Origin of the sequence: Winogradskyella rapida (assembly GCF_042675845.1) — a bacterium.
GTDB lineage: Bacteria > Bacteroidota > Bacteroidia > Flavobacteriales > Flavobacteriaceae > Winogradskyella > Winogradskyella rapida.
In genome coordinates, this window is sequence record NZ_JBHTKM010000063.1 from 1,936,850 (window position 1) to 1,954,270 (window position 17,421).

Annotated in this window: 9 protein-coding genes; 8 read left to right on the forward strand and 1 reads right to left on the reverse strand. The window is 37.0% G+C overall.

What is annotated here, in order from left to right; genetic code table 11:
• Positions 1-6: 6 nt before the first annotated feature.
• The 8 genes from pgmB to ACFQ13_RS15725 all read left to right on the forward strand — a co-directional run bounded on the left by pgmB (position 7) and on the right by ACFQ13_RS15725 (position 16,151).
• Positions 7-663: a beta-phosphoglucomutase gene (gene pgmB / locus ACFQ13_RS15690; protein WP_386119015.1), complete on the forward strand. Its 657-nt coding sequence runs from the start codon at positions 7-9 to the stop codon at positions 661-663.
• A 43-nt stretch (positions 664-706) separates the two neighbouring features.
• Positions 707-3,013 carry a glycoside hydrolase family 65 protein gene (locus ACFQ13_RS15695; protein ID WP_386119017.1) on the forward strand — a complete coding sequence of 769 codons (2,307 nt, stop codon included), beginning with the start codon at positions 707-709 and terminating at the stop codon, positions 3,011-3,013.
• A gap of 147 nt (positions 3,014-3,160) precedes the next feature.
• On the forward strand, positions 3,161-5,110 hold the full coding sequence (locus ACFQ13_RS15700; protein ID WP_386119019.1) for a glycoside hydrolase family 13 protein: 1,950 nt from the start codon (positions 3,161-3,163) through the stop codon (positions 5,108-5,110).
• Between the two features lie 15 nt (positions 5,111-5,125).
• On the forward strand, positions 5,126-7,516 hold the full coding sequence (locus ACFQ13_RS15705; protein WP_386119022.1) for a glycoside hydrolase family 31 protein: 2,391 nt from the start codon (positions 5,126-5,128) through the stop codon (positions 7,514-7,516).
• 4 nt (positions 7,517-7,520) lie between these two features.
• Positions 7,521-9,416, forward strand: coding sequence for an alpha-amylase family glycosyl hydrolase (locus ACFQ13_RS15710; RefSeq protein ID WP_449361599.1), 1,896 nt, complete (start codon positions 7,521-7,523; stop codon positions 9,414-9,416).
• A gap of 256 nt (positions 9,417-9,672) precedes the next feature.
• Positions 9,673-11,349, forward strand: coding sequence for an alpha-amylase family glycosyl hydrolase (locus ACFQ13_RS15715; RefSeq protein ID WP_386119024.1), 1,677 nt, complete (start codon positions 9,673-9,675; stop codon positions 11,347-11,349).
• A gap of 184 nt (positions 11,350-11,533) precedes the next feature.
• Positions 11,534-13,654: a glycoside hydrolase family 97 protein gene (locus tag ACFQ13_RS15720; RefSeq protein ID WP_386119026.1), complete on the forward strand. Its 2,121-nt coding sequence runs from the start codon at positions 11,534-11,536 to the stop codon at positions 13,652-13,654.
• Positions 13,655-13,829: 175 nt separating this feature from the next.
• Positions 13,830-16,151: a GAF domain-containing protein gene (locus ACFQ13_RS15725; RefSeq protein ID WP_386119028.1), complete on the forward strand. Its 2,322-nt coding sequence runs from the start codon at positions 13,830-13,832 to the stop codon at positions 16,149-16,151.
• Here ACFQ13_RS15725 and ACFQ13_RS15730 read toward each other — a convergent pair.
• On the reverse strand, positions 16,135-17,418 hold the full coding sequence (locus ACFQ13_RS15730; RefSeq protein ID WP_386119030.1) for a Pycsar system effector family protein: 1,284 nt from the start codon (positions 17,416-17,418) through the stop codon (positions 16,135-16,137). The genes ACFQ13_RS15725 and ACFQ13_RS15730 overlap by 17 nt on opposite strands.
• Positions 17,419-17,421: the final 3 nt, after the last annotated feature.

A 17,421-nucleotide genomic window follows, 5' to 3' on the forward strand; every position in this document is an offset into this window, starting at 1 on the left:
AAGTAAATGAACAAAAAAGGATTCATATTCGATTTAGATGGTGTCATCGTAGATACTGCAAAATATCATTTTTTAGCTTGGCAAAAGTTAGCTAAAGGCTTAGATATCAATTTTACAGAAAAAGAAAACGAACAATTAAAAGGGGTAAGCCGCGTGCGGTCTTTAGAGAAAATCTTGACCTGGGGAAATAAAACCATTTCAGACCAACTGTTTCAAGATTTAATGGGGAAAAAGAACGAAGAGTACTTAGGCTACATCGCAGAAATGGATGATAGTGAAATTCTTCCCGATGTTCCTAGAGTTTTACAGTACCTCAAAACCAATAAGCAACCTATTTCTTTAGGTTCAGCAAGTAAGAATGCAAGAACCATTTTAGAGCGCGTTCATATTATTTCAGACTTTGATGCCATTGTAGATGGTAACGATGTGTCTAAAGCAAAACCCGATCCAGAGGTGTTCTTAATTGCCGCTAAAGAAATTAACATGAAACCCGAAGACTGTATTGTTTTTGAAGATTCAGTTGCCGGTGTAGAAGCGGCCAATGCGGCTAATATGATTTCTATAGGGATTGGAAGCAAGGATGTTTTAGGACATGCCGATTATGTGTTTAACGACTTCACTGAGATGTCTGACGATTTCTTAAAATCTTTAATTGAAAATTAATAAAAATAAACGTCTCAAAAGAGGCTACTAAAATAGTATACTAATGAATCTAGATTATATCATACCAAACAATTGGTCAATCTTAGAAGAAGGATTCGATCCTCAACAAGTTAAGGCATCAGAAAGTTTATTTAGCATCGGAAATGGTGCCATGGGACAACGTGCTAATTTCGAAGAAAACTACTCTGGTCCTACCTTTCAAGGGAGCTATATCGCAGGGGTCTATTACCCTGATAAAACCAAAGTAGGCTGGTGGAAAAATGGATATCCAGAATATTTCGCTAAAGTTTTAAATGCACCGAGTTGGATTGGGATTAACGTGTCTGTTAATGGCGAAAATTTAGATCTACATACGTGTAAAGCGGTAGAGGACTTTAAGCGCGAATTGAATATGAAAGAAGGTTGGTTGTCTCGAAGTTTTACAGCTACACTTCCTAATGATGTTACCGTTAAAGTTGAAGCGAAACGTTTTTTAAGTTTAAAACGTGACGAATTAGGAGTAATCCATTACGCCGTTACGCCTTTAAATACGGACGCTGAAATTACATACCAACCTTATATAGATAGTGGTATTACTAATGAAGATACCAATTGGGACGATAAATTTTGGGATACTTTAAAGATTTCTAAAGATGGTGAAAAAGCCTTTATTGAGGCTAAAACCATGAAGACAGAATTTTACACCTGTACCTTTATGGAGTCGCAATTGTTTAGTAATGGTAACCTTATTGAAATTGCCTCTCAAATAGAGGAAACAGACACTACAGTTGCATTTTCATACACGCATAAGGTGGCTAAAGGTGAGGCTTATACCATTCATAAATTTGGAGGGTATACTGTAGATCGTAATCACGATAAAGATGAATTGATCACGGTAGCTTCAGAAGTTTTAAAAGACGCTAAATCGGTTGGCTTTTCAGAATTATTAGAAGAACAAAAACAAGCTTGGGCTCAGATTTGGGACATGGCAGATATCACCATTGAAGGGGATGTTAAAGCGCAACAAGGGATCCGATTTAATATTTTCCATTTAAACCAGACCTATTTAGGAACGGATAAAACCTTAAATATTGGTCCAAAAGGATTTACTGGCGAAAAGTACGGCGGAAGTACCTATTGGGATACCGAGGCTTATTGTATTCCATTTTATATGGCAACCAAAGACCAAAGTGTGGCTAGAAATTTATTAGCCTATAGACATAATCATTTACAAAAAGCAATTGAAAATGCCGAAAAACTTGGGTTTAAAAATGGAGCGGCTTTATATCCTATGGTAACTATGAATGGAGAGGAATGCCATAACGAATGGGAAATTACCTTTGAAGAAATCCATAGAAATGGAGCCATTGCTTTTGCTATTTTTAATTATTACAGGTTTACTAACGATTACAGTTATATTCCAGAAATGGGCTTAGAAGTGTTAATTGGTATCGCGAGATTCTGGCACCAAAGAGCAACTTTTTCAGCGGATAAAAATAAATATGTTATCCTTGGTGTTACCGGACCTAACGAATATGAGAATAACATAAATAATAATTTCTATACCAATTATATTGCTCAGTGGTGTATTAAATATGCGGCTGAAAATATTGAAAAAGTAGAGGCTGAATACAGTTCAGACTATACCCGTATTATGAATAAGGCTAAACTGTCTAAAGCGGAAGTGCAAGAGTGGTTAGAGGTGGCAAATAATATGTATTTCCCATTTTCAGAAACACACAATGTTTACTTACAGCAAGACGGCTTCTTAGATAAAGAACTTATTACTGTGGCAGATTTAGACAAGTCACAGCGCCCAATTAACCAGAAATGGTCTTGGGATCGCATTTTAAGATCGCCATATATCAAGCAAGCGGATACCTTACAAGGGATGTATTTCTTTGAAGACCAGTTTTCAATGGAAGAGTTAGAACGTCATTTCGATTTTTATGAACCGTTTACCGTTCATGAGAGTTCATTATCACCTTGTGTTCATAGTATTCAAGCGGCAAAATTAGACCGTATGGAGCAAGCTTACACCTTCTATTTAAGAACTTCGCGTTTAGACTTAGACGATTATAATCATGAAGTACATGAAGGTTTACATATTACCTCTATGGCTGGAACTTGGATGAGTATTGTAGAAGGATTTGGAGGTATGCGTGTTAAGAATAATACCTTGTCTTTTGAGCCTAAAATACTACAACAGTGGGAAGGATACTCGTTTAAAGTGAATTTTAGACATCAAATTATTACCGTTAGTGTCAATCAGAATGAAACCCGTTTTGAGTTGGCAGGTGATGAAGACTTACAGATTTTAGTTCATGGTAAGGAAATTACAATTAGCCCTAACAATTTAGTTACGGTTTAAATGGTTAGTCCTGATGTAAGGCTTTATTTCAGTCTACATCATATATTTTAATATCCTACAAGGTTTTCTAAACCTTGTAGGTGTTTTTTCATTATTAAATGAAAGCAACTCATTTTTCAGTGCAGTGAAAGTCTAAATATCAATTATATGAATGCATTAAAACTTATAGGAATTGTTATAGGTCTTAGTCTTTTGTCTTGTACAGAAACGACTTCAAAACATCAAGTAAGCACTGAAAAAGTTACTGAAATAAAAAACGATATTCAACGTGTAGAGCCTCCACATTGGTGGGTGGGCTTTAAAAATAAAACCTTACAACTGCTCGTGCATCATCCTGAAATAGGAAATGCAAGTCCTCAAATAAATTATACGGGCGTTTCAATAACAGCAGTGCATAAAGCAGAGAGTCCTAATTATCTGTTTTTAGATTTAGAGCTGGCTGAAAATACGCTTCCAGGTCAATTTAATATTAGATTTCAATTTGAAGATCAACCCGATCTTGTTCAAACCTATACCTTAAAAGCAAGACCGCAATCGGCAGAAGATTATGTGGGCTTCAAGAGTTCAGACGCTATTTACCTCATTACACCAGATCGTTTTGCCAATGCTAACCCACAAAATGATACGGTAGAGGGTTTATTAGAACAGGGTGTTGATAGGTCTAATAATTATGCGCGTCATGGTGGCGATTTACAAGGAATTACTGAACATTTAGATTATATAGAAGACCTAGGCTTTACAGCGGTTTGGCCTTGTCCTGTATTAACCAATGATATGCCCTCGGGCTCCTATCATGGTTATGCAATGACAGATTTCTATCAGGTAGATCCGCGCTTTGGTACGCTTGCCGATTATAAAGCATTAGCAGAAAATTTAAAAGGACGTCATATGAAACTTATTATGGATCAGGTGGCTAATCATTGTGGCTTACAGCATTGGTGGATGAAAGATTTACCGTTTAAAGATTGGGTGAATTATCAAGAAAATTACGAAAAACATAAGTCCGATTGGGATTGGAAATCCACCATAACTTCTAACCATAGGCGTACCACAAATCAAGATCCATACGCTTCTAAAATAGATTATAAGGAAATGACTGAAGGATGGTTTGTTTCCGATATGCCAGACCTTAATCAACGCAACCCGTTTATGGCAACTTATATCATTCAGAATAGTCTGTGGTGGGTAGAAACTTTGGGCTTAGGGGGTATAAGACAAGATACGTATCCGTACCCCGATAAAACGTTTATGAGTCAGTGGGCAGGAGCTATTATGACGGAATATCCTAATTTTTCAATTGTTGGGGAAGAGTGGAGTTATAATCCCTTATTAATTGGGTATTGGCAAGAAGGGCATCACAATACCGATGGGTATCAATCTTATTTAAGTTCTACGATGGATTTTGCCATGCAAAAGAATATTATTGAGGCTTTAAATGAAGACGAATCGTGGGACCAAGGACTTATTAAAATGTATGAAGGTCTCGCTAATGATTTTGCATACACCGCGCCAAAATCTATTATGGCTTTTTTAGATAATCACGATAAAAGTCGGGTGTATACCGAACTCAATGGTGATCTTGAAAAAACGAAAATGGCCTTGAGTTATTTGTTAACCATGCCTAGAATTCCTCAAATATATTACGGTACCGAAATTTTAATGGATGATTTTGATAATCCAGGAGATCATGGGCTTATCCGTACAGATTTTCCGGGCGGCTGGCAAGGAGACCAAGTCAATGCTTTTACGGGAGAAGGTTTGTCGGGAGCACAGAAAGAGATGCAGTTGTTTTTAAAACAGATTCTTAATTATAGAAAGACAAGTATGGCCTTGCAAGAGGGGGAAACCTTGCATTTTGCCCCTGAAAATGGGATTTATGTTTTAGCGCGTAGTGTGGCTAATGAAACCGTAGTTCATATTATAAATAAGAATGAAAGCCCACAAGATTTAGAGCTCTCTCGATTTGAAGAGTTAGGACTTCAAGGGAAGACCTTGACCAATATTATAACCCACGACAACATTGTTTGGGATAAAACCCTACAGTTAAAAGCGAAAAGCAGCGTCATACTATCCTACAAGGTTGCAGAAACCTTATAGTTTTAAAATCTATTTATGAGAAATTTACTTTTAGTATTCAGCATAGCGTTATTTACGATTGCCATAACGGCTCAAAATTCAGACCGTAGGTTTGAAGCCTTTGCGTGGCATCAGGATAACCAACCGACGGTAGTTGTTAATGATGGAGTTTATGTGTTTAAAGCCTATACTTCAGAAATCATAGAAACCACATTTATTCCAGAGGGCGAGGCGCGTAATACCAAGTCGCATGCCGTGGTGGCTAAGCCTGATTTTTCCATTTTTGAAGTTTCAGAAGCCGATAAAAGCATCACTATTCGTACTGATGCCGTAAAGATCGTGATTACTAAAACACCATTTCAGATTGCCTATTATTATAAGGATCAACCGCTAATTTCAGAAAAAAAAGGCTATGTCAAAAATGACAGTTTAGAAACCCTTCAATTTAATCTTACCAAAGATGAAGTCTTATACGGCGCCGGCGCAAGAGCTTTAGGGATGAACCGTCGCGGTCATCGCCTGCAACTTTATAATCGGGCGCATTATGGTTATGAAACGCATAGCGAATTAATGAATTATACCATGCCGGTGGTTTTGTCTTCAAAGCAATATATGCTTCATTTTGATAATGCTCCAATCGGATTTTTAGACTTAGATAGTAAAGGAGATAATACCTTAAAATACGAAAGCATTTCCGGCCGCAAAACCTATCAGCTTATTGTTGGAGATTCTTGGTACGATATTACGAATAACTACACCAAATTAACGGGGAAGCAACCCATGTTACCGCGTTGGGCATTGGGGAACTTTTCTAGCCGTTTTGGTTACCATTCTCAAGAGGAAGTGGAGATGACCATTCAAAAATTTAAGGATGAAGACATTCCTGTGGATGCTATTATTCTGGATCTATATTGGTTTGGTAAAACCCTTAAAGGTACGATGGGGAATTTAGAAGTGTTCCGAGATTCATTTCCAGATTTTGAAGGTATGGTAAAACGTCTTAATCGTAATGGTGTAAAAACCATCACCATCACAGAACCCTTCGTGTTAACAACCTCTAAAAAATGGGATGAAGCGGTTAAAAAAGAAGTCCTTGCCACCGATAGCACAGGGCAAGCGGCGCAATACGATTTTTACTTTGGAAACACAGGGCTTATAGATATTTACAAACCTGAAGGCGAAGAGTGGTTTTGGGACATTTATAAAAACATTCTTAATATGGGCGTTGCTGGCATATGGGGCGATTTAGGAGAGCCTGAGGTTCACCCCGATTGGGTACAACATCATACTGGGTCGGCTAATGAAGTTCATAATATTTACGGACATGATTGGGCACGATTGATTTATGAAGGTTATCAGCGCGATTTCCCAAATACAAGACCGTTTATTCTAATGCGTGCAGGCTATTCCGGTTCTCAACGTTATGGCATGATTCCGTGGTCTGGTGATGTCAATAGAACTTGGGGAGGCTTACAAAGTCAGCCCGAAATCGCCTTGCAAATGGGCATGCAAGGCTTGGCGTATATGCACTCAGATTTAGGTGGGTTTGCAGGCGATAATTTAGATGATGAACTCTATGTGCGCTGGTTACAATACGGTGTTTTTAATCCTGTGTTTAGACCACACGCTCAAGAAGATGTACCTAGTGAGCCCGTTTTTAGAAGCGAAAAAGCGAAAGCTTTAGCCAAAGAAGCCATTGAATTACGTTACAAATTGTTGCCTTACAATTACAACTTGGTGTATGAGAATAATCAATTTGGAAAACCCTTAATGCGTCCCCTGTTTTTTGAAGAATCTGATAATCCTGAATTATTCAACTATTCAAAAACCTATTTATGGGGAAATGACATTTTGGTGTCCCCAGTGTTAGAAGCAGGATTAACGGAGCAGGAGGTTTATTTTCCGAAAGATCAGGTCTGGTTTGATTTCTATACCCAGGAGAAAATTGAAGGTGGACAAACAAAAACGATTCCACTAAAAGAGAATTCCATCCCCACCTTTGTGAGAGCAGGGGCTTTCATTCCAAGCTCAGCGGGACTTCAAACTACATTAGATTATAAGGATACGTTTTATGAGCTTCACTATTACTATGATGAAAGCATCACGACGAGTGCTCGAGATATTTATACAGATAATGGTTTAACACCTCAGCCTATAGCGAATGAGAACTACGAAATACTGAAATTTAAAATGCAGCAGGACGCTAAGCAATTAGAGTTTCATATTAATGTCGTTGTAGGAGAAAACACCAAAGCGAAGGACCGCGTATTTCAACTTATAATACATGGCCTTCAAGAAAAACCTCGAAAAGTACGTGTGGGAAAAAGCCGTGAATTTACTTGGATTGAAGCCACTAAAACCCTTCAGATTCCTGTAGAACGTCGTCCACATGAAAATACTGTAGTAAAAATTAAATTAAAAAAATAATCAGATGCAGATAAGAACTCTTAACGCTATGGCACTGGTTTTTGTGTTATTTTTAGCTTGTAAAAATGAAACCAAAGAATCAGATATGCAGCCCCAATTAAATAACACTAGCCTGAAAAAAGAAATGAAGAAAAAAGAAGTCGTGTATCAGGTCTTTACACGTTTATTCGGTAATACAAATACCAACAATAAACCTTGGGGAACTTTAGAAGAAAATGGGGTTGGGAAATTTAACGATTTCACGGATAAAGCCTTAAATGAAATTAAAGATTTAGGAGTGACGCATATTTGGTATACAGGTGTTCCGCATCATGATGTTATTACAGATTATACCGCATATGGTATTTCTAACGACGATCCAGATATTGTAAAAGGGCGTGCCGGTTCTCCTTATGCCGTGAAGGATTATTACAATGTAAATCCGGATTTAGCTGAAAATGTGGACCAGCGTTTAGAAGAATTTGAAGCCTTAATTGCACGTTCTCATAAGGCCGGTTTAAAAGTGATTATTGATATTGTTCCTAATCACGTGGCACGGAATTATCAAAGTCTGACGAATCCTGAAGGAACGACGGATTTTGGTGCTGAAGATGATACTACAAAAACTTATGCCGTTAATAACAATTTTTATTACAATCCTGGGGAAGCTTTTAAGGTTCCAGAATGGAAAAATGACTACCAACCATTAGGAGGGGAAGCCCATGTTATGGCTGATGGGAAATTTAAAGAAATACCTGCAAAATGGACAGGAAACGGCTCTAGAGCATCACAGCCCGATATGAACGATTGGTACGAAACCGTAAAAGTGAATTACGGGATTAGTCCTGATGGAGAAAAAGGTTTTGACGAGTTACCAGAAGGGTTTGATAACGAAGATTACGAAAAACACTACGAATTTTGGAATGCTAAAACCGTTCCAAGTTCTTGGATAAAATTTAAGGATATTGCCTTGTATTGGACGGCAAAAGGCGTTGATGGTTTCCGTTATGATATGGCTGAAATGGTACCTGTAGAGTTTTGGAGTTATATGAACTCACACATTAAAATGGAAAATCCAGACGCATTCTTACTCGCTGAGGTGTATAACCCGAGTTTGTATCGCGATTACATCCGTAAAGGAAAAATGGATTATTTGTATGATAAAGTCCAATTGTACGATACCTTAAAACACGTGATGCAAGGCCACGGAAGTACGGATAACGTGCCACCAATTTTAGACGATTTAAGCGATATTGAACATCATATGCTTCATTTTTTAGAAAATCATGATGAGCAACGTATAGCAAGTCCAGATTTTGCGGGTCATGCAGAAAAAGGAAAACCAGCCATGGTGGTTTCAGCAACATCATCTACGGCACCAACCATGATTTATTTCGGACAAGAATTTGGGGAGCCAGCGGTAGAAGATTTAGGTTTTGGAGATCCAACACGAACCTCGATTTTCGACTACGGAAGTGTACCAAGTATGGTGCGTTGGGTTAATGATAAAAAGTTTGATGGCGGACAGTCTACTCAAGAAGAAAAAGCGCTTCGTGACTTTTACAAACGCCTGTTGAATTTCACCATTAATAGTTCGGCATTAATGGGCGACTATCAAGATATTCAGTATTACAACCAGCAACACACCGAATGGTATAATGATAAAGTACTGTCATTTGTCCGTTGGAGTGCTGATGAAAAACTGATAATCATTTCAAACTTCAATGCCGATAACACCTATGGATTTGAATTGCAATTACCTGAAGATTTAGTTCAGAAATTAGAACTTACAGACGGTGAATATGAGGTAAAAGACCAATTGTATCAGCAATACACTTCAACATTAAAAATTGAAAACGGCAAAGCGGAAGTAAGAATAGATATTAAACCTCTAGAGTCGTTTATATTAAAAATTAAATAAAGTCTAGTCCTCGCAGGTGTCAAGAACCTAGCAGGACGTGAAACAAAGTAAGTCCTCGCAGGTTTCATAACCCTAGCAGGACGTAAAACAAAGTAAGTCCTAACAGGTTTCATAACCCTAGCAAGACATAAAACAAAGTAAGTCCTAGTAAGTTTCATAAACCTAGCAGGACATTCAATATATAAAACCAATCGTCACTTCGAGTGAATTTGTGAAGCATGAGCAAATTTGTATCGAGAAGCAATTAAAAAAACATATGAAAAAACTATTTTTATTAACCTTAATCCTAATCGCTTTGAGTTGTAAAAACAATGATACGGAACACAAGGTTGCTATTGCAGAGCCAGAACACACTATTGAAACACCTTTTGTTTGGGAAGGTGCTAATCTCTACTTTTTATTAACGGATCGGTTTAATAATGGAGATCCTACTAACGATGTTAATTTTGATAGGACCGAAACTCCAGGGAAATTGAGAGGTTTTGAAGGGGGAGACCTTAAAGGGATTACTCAAAAAATAAAAGAAGGCTATTTTACCGATTTAGGCATTAATGCCATATGGATGACGCCTATTGTAGAGCAAATTCATGGTGGTACTGATGAAGGTACAGGCTTAAGTTATGGATTTCATGGCTATTGGGCTAAAGATTGGACGGCTATAGATCCTAATTTTGGAACGAAAGCAGATTTACACGAATTGGTAAAAGAAGCCCACGCTAAAGGGATAAGAATTGTTTTAGATGCTGTAATTAATCACACAGGACCTGTAACGGAAAAAGATCCGGTATGGCCAGAAGAATGGGTGCGTACAGATAAGCAATGTTCATATGATAATTATGACAATACCATTAGCTGTACTTTGGTTGCGAACCTTCCGGATATAAGAACAGAGCGTAATGAGGATGTCGATTTACCACCGCAGTTAGTGGCTAAATGGAAAGCTGAAGGACGTTATGAACAAGAGGTTAAAGAACTCGATGCGTTTTTTGAGCGTACCGGACATCCACGAGCACCACGCTTTTATATTATGAAGTGGTTAACGGATTATATTACAGAATTTGGTGTAGATGGTTACAGAGCAGATACCGTAAAACATACGGAAGAATATGTATGGCAGGAGTTTAAGGTAGAATGCGATTATGCCTTTTCACAATTCAAGAAAAATAATCCCGATAAAGTACTTGATGATAACCCATTTTACCTGGTTGGTGAAATCTATAACTATGGGGTAAGTAGTGGACAATATTATGATTTTGGAGACAAAAAAGTGAATTATTTTAATCCGCCGAGTTTTCAAAGTTTAATTAATTTTGAATTTAAGTACAACGCAAAAGAGAAAAGCTACGAAGCCTTATTTGCTTATTATTCTGAAATTTTAAAGGATGAATTAAAAGGTTTCGGAACGCTTAATTATTTAAGTTCTCATGACGACGGAAGTCCGTTTGATGCCGAAAGAACAAAGCCTTATGTTACCGCTAATACATTGTTATTGGCACCGGGAACTTCACAAGTCTATTATGGCGATGAATCTGCACGATCTTTGGTGGTAGAGGGGACCCAAGGCGATGCTACCTTACGTTCGTTTATGAATTGGGGGGCGATTGCTACAGAACCTGAAACAAAAGCCATTTTAACGCACTGGCAAAAATTAGGGCAATTTAGAGCTCAACATCCTGCTATTGGAGCCGGTACGCACCAAATGCTTTCAGAAGCGCCTTATTATTTTTCTAGAAGTTACCAAAAAGGGGATTTTAAGGATAAGGTTGTTATCGGTTTAGAGCTTGAAAAAGGTAAAAAAGTGATTGATGTTTCTAAGGTCTTTCAAGAACGTGTTATGTTACGTGATGCCTATTCAGGAGAAACAGCAACTGTAGAAAACGGGACCATTACTTTAGATACAGAATTTGATGTGGTACTTTTGGAAAAGGAATAAAACCATAACAGGTTAATAAGACCTAGCAGGTTTTTCAAACCTAGCAGGTCTAGGTCTTATTAACAAATTAAGACCTAACAGGTCTAAATTAGAAAGTAACAAATAAACGAAAATGAACCTATTAGGTTTTTAACGTTGATGACAATCAATAACCTAAAACTTAGCAGGTCCAAAAAAGATAAACATGAAAATCTACATTTCAATTTTAGTAATGGCATTAGCATTAGTCTCGTGCAATTCTGAAGAAAAAAAAGTCACTGCAATCACATCGCCTAACGCTAATGTGAAGGTTGATTTTAATGTGAACAGTGAAGGACGACCATTTTATACGGTGCAATTCAAAAATAAAACGGTTGTTGATACCTCTTATTTAGGTTTCGAGTTTAAAGATCTGCCTGCATTCCATAAAAATTTCATCATAAAAAACACAAGCAGTTCAAGCTTTGATGAAACGTGGCAAATGCCGTGGGGAGAACAGTTAGATGTGGTTAATAACTATAACGAGCTTAAGGTTGAACTTCAAGAAAAGACAAGTCCAGAACGGTTTTTAAACATTGTTTTTAAGGTTTATGATGATGGCTTAGGATTTCGATATGAATTCCCAAAACAAAGTCGCTTAAAAGGGGAGGTGTATATCACGGAAGAGCACACCGAATTTAACCTTACTGAAGATTATAAAACCTTTTGGATTCCTGGAGATTGGGATATCTACGAGCATTTATATAACACCACTAAACTGTCTGAAATTGATGCTTTAAAACTCGCTAATCATAAGAATTTAGCACAAACTTACATTCCAGAAAATGCAGTCAATACGCCAGTAACTATGGTAGGAGGTGACGGCACGCATTTGAGTTTTCATGAAGCGGCTTTAGTTGATTATTCAGGGATGACGTTAAAAGTAGATACCGAAAATCTTAATCTCGAAAGTCATTTAGTGGGGTCGGAAAATAGAGATTATAAGGTGAAGCGTACTATGCCATTTAACACGCCTTGGAGAACCATTCAAATTACGGATAATGCACCAGATTTAATTGAATCTAAACTGATTGTGAATCTAAACGAACCGAATAAATTAGAGGATGTATCTTGGTTTAAACCTATGAAATATACCGGAGTTTGGTGGGAAATGCATTTGGGGAAATCATCTTGGGATTATGGTATGACGCAAGATATGAGTACTTGGACCGATGGCGGAACTTCTAATGGAACGCATGGCGCCAACACCGAAAATGTAAAACGTTTTATTGATTTTTCAGCAAAACATAATATCGGTGGAGTTTTAGTTGAAGGTTGGAATACAGGCTGGGAACATTGGATTGGTTTTGAAGATCGTGAAGGCGTTTTCGATTTTGTAACCACATATCCGGATTATGATATTGATGAAGTGGTCCGTTACGGAAAGGAAAAAGGAGTGGATATTATTATGCACCACGAAACTTCTGCAGCTACAGAAACCTATACCAAACAACAAGATACGGCTTTTGCTTTAATGCAGAAGTACGGGATGCATACCGTTAAAACGGGCTATGTGGGTAAAATTTTACCTAAAGGCGAATATCATCACGGGCAATATATGGTGAATCATTATAACAACACCGTTGAGAAAGCCGCGAAGTATCAGGTGGCAATCAATGCCCATGAACCTATTAAAGCTACAGGCTTAAGACGTACCTATCCTAATACTATTTCTCGAGAAGGTTTAAGAGGGCAAGAGTTTAACGCTTGGGCTACTGATGGGGGAAATCCTCCAGAGCACCTTCCTATTGTAGCGTTTACGAGAATGCTGTCGGGACCGATTGATTTTACACCAGGGATTTTCAATATTAAATTTGATGAATTTAAGAAAGACAATCAGGTTAATACAACCATTGCGCAACAGCTAGCCTTGTATGTGGTGATTTACAGTCCGGTGCAAATGGCTGCCGATTTGGTAGAGCATTATGAAGCCAATCCAGGACCTTTACAGTTTATTGAAGATGTAGGTGTCGATTGGGAAACTACTAAAGTTTTAAACGGTGAAGTGGGCGATTATGTAACCATTGCAAGGAAAGAACGTGGTACGGGCAATTGGTTTATTGGTGGTATTACAGATGAGAATTCTAGAACTATAGACCTAACATTAGACTTTTTAGAGGAGAACCAGACCTATGAGGTACGTATTTACAAGGATGGTGAAGCGGCACATTGGGATAAGAATCCTTTAGATATCGTGATTGAAACTGTAGCGCTTAAAAAAGATGCAACCTTAAGGTTAAAGTTAGCTGAAGGTGGTGGTTTTGCTATGAGTTTAAAAAAGAAATAATAGCACCGAGAATTCGGTTAAAATGTTCGTTTTTACATTAATTTTGCGCTGTAATAATAGCGCCTAGTTTACGACTAACTTATTTTTCGTAACTTAGGTAAACATCAATAATTTAGAATTGGACATTAACAATCACATAGAATCCCCTTTTACTATTAAAGTGAGCTTTAATAAAATGTTAGAACGGTATGAAGAATTAATTCATGCCGATAACGATTTTATTGCTGGTAACGCTAAACGTGTCCTTGCTATAGCAGAAGAACATCCTATTTTAAGAGAAGGGTTTAGTGAATTTTCTGTGTTTAAAACGCATGAAAAGGAAATTGAAGGCATTTTACAAGATGCTTTTAATCCGTTGTTAACCCAGAATGAAATTAAAACAGCAGCCTTGCCGTTTTATAATTTTGTTTTTAATCCATCAGAACGCTTTAAGTCCATCTTAAAATCGGCAGGCGAAGATTTTGAATTAGAGATTAGAAATATGCCTACCGAGCAAACCTATATCATTGCGTGTAGCATTGTTCTTAATTTTTGTTATGGTTATTCCTTAAATTTTAAACGTCCGTTTTTCTACGAAATACCAGATGAACACGGCGTTATGCATTACTATAAGATCTTATATAATGCAGATTTTACCGAAATAAAACCGAAGCCTGGAGCACCAAAGATTACACAAGCAGACTACGATGAGCTGATAGATAATTTTGATAATATTGACTTATGGAAGGAGAAATTTCCGCCTAATAGTTACGAATTTGAAGGCTTTATCATTTCTAATATGTTCGATGTTACGGATGATCAATCGATTTCCAATATTAAATCGGGCTTAATTAAAGAAGTGAAGGGGAAAGACCGAAGTTTTCTCAATAATTTTCAAGAGATATTTCGTTCACTTTTAGGCTTAAAATCCATTAAGGTTGGGTTTTCAATGTATGTTAAAGAAACCGATTCTTTTGAACGCCTTTATGGGGTTGGCGTTAATAGTTATTTGCTTAATGAGTTAGAAACAGCCCATTGTTCAGACGCACTTTGTAATTGGTCTTATAACCAATTGTTGGTGGAGAAAAAGTATTTCTCGGTGTCTGATGTTAAACGGGCTTTAGCTAAAAATGATAAGCAGCCACCACATATTAAAGTTCTTGATCAGCAGAATATTCAGAGTGCTATTTTTGCGCCTATTGCTAATGAGAATGGCTTGATGGGAATTTTAGAAATTGTTTCTGAAAAACCTAAGGTATTAAATAGTATTAATGCGAATAAATTAGAGGACGTTATGCCGTTTATAGAATCGGCTATAGAACGCTCTAAAACGGAAGAGGCCAATTTAATTGAAGCTGTAATCCAAAAAGAATGTACCTCAATTCATTCTAGTGTGTATTGGAGATTTGTTGAAGAAGCTAAAAGTTATATTAGAGCTCAGGCCAATAAGAACGAATCGGCAACCTTTAAGAAAATCACTTTTGATAATGTTTATCCGTTATACGGACAAATTGATGTGAAAGGCTCTTCTGATGCCCGTAATTCTGCGACTCAAAAAGATTTGCTGTTACAGTTAAATCTGGCGAAGAAAATTCTTCAAAAGAGTATTGATGAAAAAGACTTGCCTATCTACGAGCAGGTGATGTTTCAGGTCTCAGAATTTGGTAAAGACTTAACTACTAATTTTAAGGTGGATAGTGAACATGAAATTTCACTTTACCTGAAAAATGAAATTAAGCCTATTTTCGAATTAATAGCGAAAACCCAACAGGTCCTTCAACCTGATATAGAAGATTATTTCAATAAAATTGATTCAGATCTCGGCGTAATTTATTACTACCGTAAGCATTATGATGATACCGTAAAACTGATCAATAGAAATATGTCTTCGTTATTAGACGAAAAACAAATAGAGGCTCAGAAGATGTATCCGCATTTCTTTGAACGCTTTAAAACCGATGGTGTTGAACATAACATGTACATTGGGGAGTCTATTACCAAAGAGGATAGCTTTGATATGCTTTACCTGTACAATTTAAGGTTATGGCAGTTGCAAGTTATGTGCGAAATGGAAAATCAGTATTACCACGGTCAGCACGAATATCCTACGGCCTTAGAAGTGGCTTCTATGATATTGGTTTTTAACCAGCCTTTATCGGTTCGGTTTAGAATGGATGAAAAGCGTTTTGATGTCGATGGCACTTACAATGCCCGTTATGAAGTGGTGAAAAAACGTGTGGATAAAGCGTTTATCAAAGGCACTGAAGAACGAATTACCCAAGCCGGAAAAATTACAATTGTCTATTCGCAAAAAGAAGACGAAGCAGAATATGTAAGATATATTAAGTTTCTACAATCTAAAAATGTCTTGGCAGATGATCTAGAATTTATAGAATTAGAAGACTTACAGGGTGTAACGGGTTTAAAAGCCTTACGCGTAAGTTTACTGTATCACAAAGATCATGACGAGAAAAACTTTTATACCTACGATGATTTAATGACTACGATAGCCTCTTAAAAGCGGCTATCGTCATGTTATTTTCTAAGATGTTGGATTGCTCTATTTGAGTGGTTTCTGGAATAACATCATCAATATCTACCCCTGGATTGTTTTTTATAGCAATTGCAAATGAGATCAGCGATACAATAATACCAATCATAAAAACGGTATAGGTAATACGTAGTAAGCGGTATTTACGTTCTAAAACCACGCCTAAAAAGTATAAATCCTTGGTTAATGCCTTGTAGATATAATCTTTGTCGCGCACCATTTCTTTTATGGCCCATTCAAACTCATCAAGTTCCATTTTATGGAAATTTCCGAAGAAACTTAAATTCACTTTCTGATCAATAACATCTTGCTTGGTAAACTGCCCACTTGTAACATTAGGGCGTGTAGCAATAATGGATAAGATCATTGAGATAACACAAAACAAGGTGAATATAACCGTTGGCCAAGTCAGGTAAGGATTGTTATCTAATTTAGAAATAAGGTTCGCTAATACCACCGAAATGATAATGGCGTTTACCGATAACAAAATATTGGCCTTAGTATCTGCAATATCACTTAGTTTTATATGATTACGTAAAGCTGTTCTGTAAAAAGTCTGAACACCACGCTCTGGACTTTCATTTTTATACTGGGTTTTATATTTCGCCTTTAGCTTTTCAACATTTAATTTCTTTTTGCGCTTTTTTTTCTTTTTCAGCAACTTTGCTAAGTTTTTATCCTTAGTTGCTTGCCAGTTTTTTAAAGCGTAATCGGTGTAGTATTTATGTTTTTCGGTGAGAACTTTGATGTTTTCACGTCGCCATTCCGAAGGCTTAAAACTCCTTTTTCCTAGTAACTCTAACTCTTTTCGTAAAAATTCAGAAGCTTCATTAAAGTATTTCTTTCCAAAGTGAGAGGCATCAGCATCTCGTAGAATTTTCTCAAGTTGTGTTTCTGGTTCTACATTGATATCCGTGGCTAAAATACATTTGTTAACCTCTTCAATAACCGAATCGTCTACGTCTTTATCTTTTAAAAACGCCGTAGCAATCTTTACGCTCTCTTTTTCATGGTTTTCACAGCTCTTTGTGTAGCCTGTATCGTGTAGCAAGGCACTTAATTCTAAAATTAAAATCTCCTCATCACTTAATTCTGAATGCTCAACAATCTCTCTAACGCTTTTTAAAACCCGTGTGGTATGGGTGTAATTATGGTACAAAAACGAATTAGGAAGTTCCGTCTTAAGCAAGTTAAATACAAAATTTTGAGTGTCTTCAATTAAAGAATTTGACATGAG

Coding starts and splice junctions, on each gene's coding strand:
- ACFQ13_RS15730 (WP_386119030.1), bottom strand. CDS start 17,418: ATGTCAAATTCTTTAATTGAAGACACTCAAAATTTTGTATTTAACTTG.
- ACFQ13_RS15700 (WP_386119019.1), top strand. CDS start 3,161: ATGAATGCATTAAAACTTATAGGAATTGTTATAGGTCTTAGTCTTTTG.
- ACFQ13_RS15725 (WP_386119028.1), top strand. CDS start 13,830: ATGTTAGAACGGTATGAAGAATTAATTCATGCCGATAACGATTTTATT.
- ACFQ13_RS15715 (WP_386119024.1), top strand. CDS start 9,673: ATGAAAAAACTATTTTTATTAACCTTAATCCTAATCGCTTTGAGTTGT.
- ACFQ13_RS15695 (WP_386119017.1), top strand. CDS start 707: ATGAATCTAGATTATATCATACCAAACAATTGGTCAATCTTAGAAGAA.
- ACFQ13_RS15720 (WP_386119026.1), top strand. CDS start 11,534: ATGAAAATCTACATTTCAATTTTAGTAATGGCATTAGCATTAGTCTCG.
- ACFQ13_RS15710 (WP_449361599.1), top strand. CDS start 7,521: ATGCAGATAAGAACTCTTAACGCTATGGCACTGGTTTTTGTGTTATTT.
- ACFQ13_RS15705 (WP_386119022.1), top strand. CDS start 5,126: ATGAGAAATTTACTTTTAGTATTCAGCATAGCGTTATTTACGATTGCC.
- pgmB (WP_386119015.1), top strand. CDS start 7: ATGAACAAAAAAGGATTCATATTCGATTTAGATGGTGTCATCGTAGAT.